The organism is Tabrizicola sp., from assembly GCF_036781545.1.
Taxonomy (GTDB): domain Bacteria; phylum Pseudomonadota; class Alphaproteobacteria; order Rhodobacterales; family Rhodobacteraceae; genus Tabrizicola.
Genome location: NZ_DAIQAT010000164.1, coordinates 1 through 7,735 on the forward strand (window position 1 = coordinate 1; position 7,735 = coordinate 7,735).

Annotated in this window: 8 protein-coding genes, 1 tRNA gene and 2 riboswitches; of the genes, 2 read left to right on the plus strand and 7 right to left on the minus strand. The window is 66.7% G+C overall.

Annotated elements, in window-relative coordinates; translation table 11 throughout:
• Positions 1-136: riboswitch (cobalamin riboswitch) on the plus strand. This riboswitch is flagged as partial in the annotation.
• Between the two features lie 30 nt (positions 137-166).
• Positions 167-562 (plus strand): DUF1636 family protein, encoded by a 396-nt coding sequence (locus tag V7Q39_RS17570; protein ID WP_333817917.1) that lies wholly within the window; start codon positions 167-169, stop codon positions 560-562.
• Positions 559-1,278, plus strand: coding sequence for an ABC transporter ATP-binding protein (locus V7Q39_RS17575; protein WP_333817918.1), 720 nt, complete (start codon positions 559-561; stop codon positions 1,276-1,278). Before V7Q39_RS17570 ends, V7Q39_RS17575 begins: the two co-directional genes overlap by 4 nt.
• Positions 1,279-1,310: 32 nt before the next feature.
• Here the strand turns inward: V7Q39_RS17575 and V7Q39_RS17580 are convergent, their stop codons facing one another.
• From V7Q39_RS17580 to V7Q39_RS17610, 7 genes are all read right to left on the minus strand, one after another.
• Positions 1,311-2,399: a hybrid-cluster NAD(P)-dependent oxidoreductase gene (locus V7Q39_RS17580; protein WP_333817919.1), complete on the minus strand. Its 1,089-nt coding sequence runs from the start codon at positions 2,397-2,399 to the stop codon at positions 1,311-1,313.
• On the minus strand, positions 2,396-3,634 hold the full coding sequence (locus V7Q39_RS17585) for an aromatic ring-hydroxylating oxygenase subunit alpha (RefSeq protein WP_333817920.1): 1,239 nt from the start codon (positions 3,632-3,634) through the stop codon (positions 2,396-2,398). Before V7Q39_RS17585 ends, V7Q39_RS17580 begins: the two co-directional genes overlap by 4 nt.
• A gap of 107 nt (positions 3,635-3,741) precedes the next feature.
• A riboswitch (cobalamin riboswitch) is annotated at positions 3,742-3,934 on the minus strand.
• Positions 3,935-4,089: 155 nt separating this feature from the next.
• Positions 4,090-4,166, minus strand: a tRNA-Pro gene (locus tag V7Q39_RS17590).
• A gap of 46 nt (positions 4,167-4,212) precedes the next feature.
• Positions 4,213-5,178: a DMT family transporter gene (locus V7Q39_RS17595; protein ID WP_333817921.1), complete on the minus strand. Its 966-nt coding sequence runs from the start codon at positions 5,176-5,178 to the stop codon at positions 4,213-4,215.
• A gap of 115 nt (positions 5,179-5,293) precedes the next feature.
• The gene (locus V7Q39_RS17600) at positions 5,294-6,199 is read right to left on the minus strand and encodes a DUF2167 domain-containing protein (RefSeq protein ID WP_333817922.1); all 906 of its coding nucleotides are present in this window, start codon (positions 6,197-6,199) and stop codon (positions 5,294-5,296) included.
• Positions 6,200-6,268: 69 nt separating this feature from the next.
• Positions 6,269-7,129, minus strand: coding sequence for a DMT family transporter (locus V7Q39_RS17605; RefSeq protein WP_333817923.1), 861 nt, complete (start codon positions 7,127-7,129; stop codon positions 6,269-6,271).
• 48 nt (positions 7,130-7,177) lie between these two features.
• Positions 7,178-7,735: isocitrate/isopropylmalate family dehydrogenase (locus tag V7Q39_RS17610; RefSeq protein WP_333817924.1), on the minus strand; the 558-nt coding region annotated here is incomplete at its 5' end.

Consider the following 7,735-nt stretch of genomic DNA (forward strand, 5'->3'; position numbering starts at 1 on the left):
GCGCCAAATCCGCGACTGCCCCCGCAACTGTAAGCGGCGAGCGATCCCCGATGCCACTGGCGCCTGCTTGCGCCGGGAAGGTGGGGAAAGCGGCGACCCGCGAAGTCAGGAGACCTGCCATCGACGCAATCAACCACCGGGCGGGGCGTCCGGAAAGGAGCTTTCGATGGAGCACATCCGGCGCCGCCCTGCGGCCAAGCCTGCCTATCCCCTGGCGCAACCCGCGCCGCACCAGATCGTCGTCTGCGAGGGCTGCAGGCATCACGGGCAAAGCTGTGGCCCGGGCTACGCGCTGTTGCAGAAGCTGCGCGCCGCCGTGGCGCTGGCCGGGGTCGACGAGACGTTCGAGATTTCCGGCACCGCCTGCCTTGTGACCTGCGGCCGTTCCTGCACCGTGGCCTGGCAGGCGACCGGCACCGCCACCTGGTTCTTCGGCGATATCGACCCCGACCAGCCCATCGCCGATCTGGTGGAATTCGCCCGCCATCCCGCAGCGCCCGGCGACGCGCTGGCGCGCATCCCGGCGGCGATGATCGTGACGCGGGAAGGAGCAATCCAATGATCCCCGCGGTAGAGGGGGTCGGCGTTTCCTGGGGCCCGGCCGAGGGCGAGGACGTCCTGTCCGGCATCTCGTTCAGCCTGCCGCAAGGCCAGGTTCTGGCGATCTGCGGTGCCGATGGGGCGGGCAAGACCTCGCTTTTGCGGCTCATCTGCCGCCAGCTGCCCCCGCGGCGCGGGACGGTGCGGTTGCTGGGCCGCGACATCTGGCTGATGAGCGCCCCCCAGGCTGCACAATGCCTGGCCGTGGTCGAGCAGGAACAGCCAGGCGATTTCGAGCTGACCGTCCGGCAGTGCGTCGCCCTGGGTCGGCTGCCGACTGGCTCTCCACCGTCCGGGTGCAACGACGCCAGCCACATCGACGCGGTGCTGGCGCGGATGAAGCTGGCCGCGCTGGCCGACCGCCCCTTCCGGCTGCTGCCGGGCGAGGATCGTCAGCGCACCCTGATCGCCCGCGCGCTTGCCCAAGAGCCCAAGGTCATCGTGCTGGACGATCCGCTGGACCATCTGGAAGGCCAGGAGCGGGACCTGCTTCGATCCCTGCGCGAGCCCGGCCTGACGGTCATCGTCACGCTGCGTGACCCCGCCCTTGCCTCCGGCTTCGCCGATCAGGTGCTGGTCCTGCCGCAGGGACGCCTCCTCGACGACAGGCCTTTCCGCGATGGCTCCGGCCGCATCACCGGCGCGGGTCAGAGACGGCAAGCCCCGCTGCATCCCTGATCTGCGCGGATCGCGCTGCCGCAATCGCCGCGTCAGACCTCCACCACCACCCGACCCATCGGGTTCGAACAGCACGCGAGGATGAACCCTGCGGCGATGTCCTCGTCCGAGATGCCGCCGTTGTGGACCATATGGACCTCGCCTTCGGTCTTCTTCACCTTGCAGGTGCCGCAGAGGCCGAAAGTGCAGCCCGAGGGGATGTTGAGACCCGACCGCTTCGCCACCGCCAGCACGGTGTCGGTCTCGGCGCAGGGCGCGCTGAGGCCGCTGGCCGAGAAGACGATCTCGGCAACCGCGCCTTCCACAGGTGCCACATCGGCGATCACCGGGGCGTCGGCCTCGGTCCTGACCGGGGCGCCGAAGCTCTCCTGATGGTAGCGCGCCATGTCGTAGCCGAGCGAGGCCAGCATCTCGCGCACACCCTGCATGAAGGGTTCGGGCCCGCAACAGAACACCTCGCGCTCCAGATAGTCGGGGGCCATCAGCCCCAGCATGATCTGGCTCAACCGGCCCTGATAGCCCGGCCAGGCGCGGAACGGATCGGGTTCCTCGACCGTGAACCGCAGTTGCAGGCCGGGGACGCGGTTGGCGAACTGTTCCAGCCTCTCGCGGAAGATGATGTCCGAGGGGCGGCGCGCGGCATGGACGAAGGTGATGTCCGGCATCTCGCCCGAATCCCAAGCCCAGGTGGTCATCGACATCATCGGCGTGATGCCCGAGCCGGCCGAGATGAACAGGTATTTCTGCGCCGGATGCTTGTGGAAGCTGAAAATGCCGCTGGGTCCGAAAGCCTTCAGTCGCATTCCCGGCTTCAAATGGTCCAGCATCCAGCGGGTGCCGATGCTGCCCTTCTGTGCCTTCACGGTGATCGAGATCGACAAGGGGCGCGATGGCGAGGACGAGATCGTATAGGTTCGTTGCACATTGCCGCCCGGCACATCGGACGCATCAACCGGCAGGTCCAGCGTGATGAACTGGCCCGGCTGGTAGTCGAACCACGCCCCCGAAGGGGCGCGGAAGGTGAAGGTGGCGGTGTCGGCCACGTCCGGCACGACCATGGCGCATTCCAGCAGTTCGCTGTCGCGCCAGGGTTCCGCCGACCAGTTCAGGCGCGCTGTCATTCCGCTGCCATCGCCGGTTTGGGGGCGAGGCGGTCGGTCATCGTCGCGCAGTACCAGTCGACGAACTGGATCACCCCTTCTTCCTGGATGGTGGAATAGGGGCCGGGCTCGTAGGCGGGCGACAGGATTCCCTTCTGGTTCTCCTCGACCACGCGGCGATCTTCGTCGTTCGTCGCCAGCCAGACCTCGGTCAGGGCTTTCAAGTCGTAGTCCACCCCCTCGACGGCATCCTTGTGGACCAGCCAGTTGGTCGTGACCTCGGTCTCCGTCGGGCTGATCGGCAGCATGCGGAAGGTGATGGCGTGGTCGGGCAGGAAGTGGTTCCAGCTGTTGGGATAGTGGTAGAACAGCACGCTACCGGCATCGTTGAAGGGAATGGTGCCCATACGCTTCGTCACGGCGGCCTTCGTGCTCATGGTGAAGCTTTCGGCACCGTCCAGCAGCGGCATCCGCATCAGCCGCCATTGCAGCCGTGGCCCGGCGATGAAGCGTGAGGGCAGGCTCGCCGCCTCGCAGCGTTTCCAGTGGTTGGTGATCTCGGGGTTGGCCGCATCGGGACCGCTGATGGCGGTGCGGCGCGGATCGTCGGAATAGCTGCGGCAGAGCGAAGGATGCGAGCCGCCGCAGTGATAGCATTCGCGGTTGTTCTCCATCACCAGCTTCCAGTTGCCCTTCTCGACGATGGTCGAACTGAAGGCGACCTTGGCGTCGGACAGGCCGGAGGGCGTCAGATAGCTGGAAGCCGTCTTCGCCAGATCGGCGATCGGTGGCGGAACTTCGGCCAGGCAGATGTAGACGACCCCGCCAAGGTCGATGCAATGCACCTTCTTCAACCCGTAGGCCGAAGCGTCGAAACCCTCGCCCATATCGCGGGCGAAGATCAGCTTGCCCTCGAGGTCGTAGGTCCATTGATGATAGGGGCAGACGAGGTTCGGCGTGCTACCGTTGGCATGGGCGCAAAGCTTCTGCCCGCGGTGGCGGCAGACGTTGTGGAAGGCGCGGATGCGCATGTCCTTGCCGCGGATGACGACGACCGGATAGGCGCCGACCTGCATCGTCGCATAGGCGCCGGGCTTCGGCAGTTCGCAGGCGGGAACCGCGAACAGCCATTCCCGATACCAGACCTGTTCCAGATCGGTCTGGAACACGCCGGGGTCGCAGTAAAGTGCGTTGGAAAGAGAGAAATTCTCCTGCCTTGCGGCAAGTTCGCTACGGATTTCGGATTCGGTCAGCATCTGGCGCTCCGCTGGCTCGTGCCACCCCGCACGGGCATTGGTTCTGGAATGCGGCATGCAGACGGGGGCGGGCGGAAAGCCCGTATCGCCCCCGCCGCCCACCGCGGCTCGACGTCTCATGCAAGGCTGGTTTCCGGACTGGGGGAGCGGACCTTCCGGTCCTTGCGCGGCACCTTCCCGGGGGGGTTCCCCAGTGGCCTTGCCGCGCTCTCCCGTCACCGTTGCGGGGGCAGCGCCGGATCTTCACCGGCTTCCCAATTCTCCACTGTCGCCAGCGGCACCTTGCCGCATCTTTCTAGCGGATCGGCTTTGGCCCCCAATCCTGTTTGCGACTACCGGGCGCGGTTTTTCGCCAATGGCCGACACAGGCCCTGGGGATGCGCACCGGCAGCTGCAGACAGCACGGCCGGAAACCTGTTCCCGACTCCAGAAGTCTATCAGGGGGATGCGGGAATTGGTCGGAGCGAGAGGATTCGAACCTCCGACCCCCTGCTCCCGAAGCAGGTGCGCTACCAGACTGCGCTACGCTCCGACCGTGGCGGGGGGTTATCCCGTCCGCCGGGCTTTGGCAAGGGGGCTCACGTCTGATCCCCACCCCTTTCGAGGCGCTTGAGCCAGCTGGAAATGCGGGGGAAGGTGCCGATTTCCCAGCGCGAGCGGTTTTCCAGAACGGGGCGGTTCTGGCTGACCGAGGGCGTGCCCTCGCGCAACACGATGTAGATGCCCGAGGCGATGATCACCGAGGAGCCGACCGCGGTGTAGAAATCGACGCTTTCGTCGAAGAAGAGCCAGCCGTAGATCGCGGCCCAGATGATCTGGGAATATTGCATCGGCGCGACGATCACCGCGGGCGCCGTACGGTAGGCGGCGATGCTGCCAAGCGCGCCCAGTGTGCCGAGGAAGGCCATGACGGCGGTCAGCGCGAGATCCGTCACCGGCATCGGCAGGTAGACCACGGGCATCAGCGCGCCGGTCGCGACGAAGGTCAGCACCATCGGATACAGCATCAGCACGACCGAGCGTTCGTCGCGCCCGATCTTGCGCACGATGATCGAGCTGAGCGACCCCGTGGTCGCCGCCCCAAGGGCCGCCAGATGCCCCAGAGAGAAGCCCTCGCCGCTGCCGGGGCGCAGCACGATGATCACCCCCACAAGGCCGACGATCACCGCGATGCCACGCCGCAGACCCACCTTTTCGCCCAGCATGGGGATCGCCATCAGGGTGATGAGCAGGGGCATCGCGAAGAAGATCGCGTAGCAGGTGGCCATCGGCAGGACCGAGAAGGCGTAGAATCCCATCGCCCCGGTGACCACCGCGCTGATGGTGCGGAGCGCCGTCCACCAGGGATGCCGCGGGATCAACGTGCCGTCGCGCCGGTCGCTGAGGAGGAGGATCGTGACCAGCGGAAAGCCCATCAGCCCGGCGAAGAACATGGTCTGGAACGAGGAATAATGCCCGCCCAGATATTTCACCACCACGTCATGCGTGGCATAGGCGGCAAAAGCGGCAAGCGAGAGAAGGGCGCCGCGCAGGGTGGGGGACATTCGACAGGTTCCGAGGGCGACGGACCGGGCGACCCGATCCCTGTGAGCGCAACCATAATCGCCCGGATCGCGGGCGGCCACAAGGCCGGGCGCGCCGGAAAGCGCGGCGGAACGCTCAGGTTTCCGCGCTTTTTCCCCGCAGGCGCTTGACCAGCCAGATGACCGGCAGCACCAGAAACACGCCGAACTTTTTCAACAGCGTCAGCGCCACCAGCAACAGCCCGGCCTGTGCCGCACCGCCGCCCAGAAGGCCGCTCAACCCGCCTTCGGCCAAGGCATCGACACCCGGCGCATAGTCCTGATAGCGGTTGCCCTCGGGCAGGCTGACCATGCCGATCAGCTCTGGCATCTTCGCGTTGACATCTGCCGCCTGTTCCGGAAGGCCCAGCACGTTCAGGTTGACAAAGCCATGGCGCGACAGCACCCAGGCGTTGGCATTCAGGCTTTGCCCGCCGCCCGCGACGTCCAGCAGGACCGAGAAGGTCAGCGATCGGCTGGCGCGGTCATAGCCCGGGGTTCCGGTCAGGCCGACGGTGGTCAACTCGGGCAGGCCTGCCTCGCGGCGTCGGCGGTTGGCCTCGGGCTCGGCGTTCTTCCGGGCGGTGATGATCGCCTGATAGTCCATCGTATCGGCTTCTTCGTCCGAGATATGCCCATCCTCGAAATAGTAGACGGTCGAGGCCCAGGCGGAATCGAGCGGCGAGGTGCCGCTTTGGAAGATCAGTGCCTGAAGGTCCGGATCCGGCAGGTTCTGCCACAGATCCGCCAGCACCCAGCGCGCATCCTCGCCCGACAGGACGTAATAGGCGTCGCCCACCGCCAGCGTAAAGTCGCCCCCGGCCAGCACCTGCGGACCGCGATGGATCTCCAGCGCACCGAAGCGGTCGGCAAGCGCGGGGTCGATCCAGTCGGTATAGGAGGGGAACATCTCCTTCATCGTCTCGGCCGCCAACGGCTGGGCGAACAGGGACAGGCTTGCCACAAGGCATTGGGCCGCAAGGCCGGACGCAAAAGGCGACATTTCAATCCCCCGTCGAAATCGGGAAAAGCCTAGCGCCACCGAAGGACGAATACCAAGCGAAACCTGCGGTCAGCCCGGAACCTTTGCCCCGCGATCCTGCCGCGCAACGACGAGCATCCCCGCGGCGGCGATGATCACCATGCCGAGCGCCATGCCCGCCGTCATCGGCTCGGCAAAGAACAGCGCGCCGAAAAGAGCGGCCCAGGCGATCTGGGAATATTGCGTGGGGGCCACCACGACGGGCGGCGCGGCGCGGTAGGCGGCGAGCATCATCAGCGTGCCGCCGAAGGCCCCCAGCGCCAGGGCGGTGACGGCGGCAAGGTCATGGAGCGGCATCGGCGCATAGCGCCCTGGCAGCAGCAGGAAGGCGATCACCGTCTGGCCCAGCACCGGGTAGAGCAGCATCGGCACCGCCGCTTCCGCCCCGCCGGTCTTGCGCACGATCAGGTAGTGCACGGCAGCCAGCAGCATCCCCAGCACTGCCGCCAGGTGACCCATGCCGAACTCGACCCGGCCGGGATTGAGCGCCACGATCACGCCGACAAGCCCAAGCACCACCGCCATCCCGCCCGTCGCATCCACCCGGTCCCCCAGCAGGGGCCAGGGCATCAGGGTCAGGACCAGCGGCAGGGTGAAGAAGATCGCATAGGCCTGGGCCAGCGGCAGCACGGTGAAGGCATAGGCGACAAGCAGGCCGTTCGCGACCACCGCCAGGGTACGGATCGCCATCAGCCAGGGATGCACCGGCTTCAGCGGCGTCGGCGATTGCAGCCAGAGAAGGCCTATGAGGGGCAGGGTGAACAGGTTCATGAAGGCCACGATCTGCACCGGGTGGTAGCTGCCGCCCAGGAACTTGATCGTGGCATCCGCCATCGAAAAGAGGCCGAATCCCACCAGACCCAGCAGCGCGCCTTTCAGGGAAGGGGACATCGGCGGCTCCTGCCGGGGTGGGCCGGGGGTCGCCCCCGGCGTCTGGTGTCAGAGGCTCGCGTCCAGCGCCGCCAGAACGGCATCGCCCATCTGGCTGGTCGAGACCGGGGTGCCGCCCTCCGGCCCCATCAGGTCGGCGGTGCGGACACCGTCGGCCAGCACCTTCTCCACCGCCTTCTCGACGCGCGTCGCTTCCTCGCCCAGATCGAAGCTGTAGCGCAGCGCCATGGCGAAGCTCAGGATGCAGGCGATGGGGTTGGCCTTGCCTTGCCCCGCGATGTCGGGGGCGCTGCCGTGGACGGGCTCGTACAGCGCTTTCGGGCGGCCGTTCGCCATGGGCGCGCCCAGCGATGCCGAGGGCAGCATCCCGAGGCTGCCGGTCAGCATGGCGGCGGCGTCCGACAGGAGGTCGCCGAACAGGTTGTCGGTGACGATCACGTCGAACTGCTTGGGCCAGCGGCACAGCTGCATCGCGCCCGCATCGGCATACATGTGGCTCAACTCGACATCCGGGTAGTCGCGGTCATGCACCTCCTGCACCACCTCGCGCCAGAGGATGCCGGATTCCATCACATTGGCCTTCTCCATCGAGCAGACCTTGTTGCC

Bases quoted from the DNA above. Each gene is read 5' to 3' on its own strand.
- V7Q39_RS17570 (WP_333817917.1), top strand. From the start codon at position 167: ATGGAGCACATCCGGCGCCGCCCTGCGGCCAAGCCTGCCTATCCCCTG.
- V7Q39_RS17575 (WP_333817918.1), top strand. From the start codon at position 559: ATGATCCCCGCGGTAGAGGGGGTCGGCGTTTCCTGGGGCCCGGCCGAG.
- V7Q39_RS17580 (WP_333817919.1), bottom strand. From the start codon at position 2,399: ATGACAGCGCGCCTGAACTGGTCGGCGGAACCCTGGCGCGACAGCGAA.
- V7Q39_RS17585 (WP_333817920.1), bottom strand. From the start codon at position 3,634: ATGCTGACCGAATCCGAAATCCGTAGCGAACTTGCCGCAAGGCAGGAG.
- V7Q39_RS17595 (WP_333817921.1), bottom strand. From the start codon at position 5,178: ATGTCCCCCACCCTGCGCGGCGCCCTTCTCTCGCTTGCCGCTTTTGCC.
- V7Q39_RS17600 (WP_333817922.1), bottom strand. From the start codon at position 6,199: ATGTCGCCTTTTGCGTCCGGCCTTGCGGCCCAATGCCTTGTGGCAAGC.
- V7Q39_RS17605 (WP_333817923.1), bottom strand. From the start codon at position 7,129: ATGTCCCCTTCCCTGAAAGGCGCGCTGCTGGGTCTGGTGGGATTCGGC.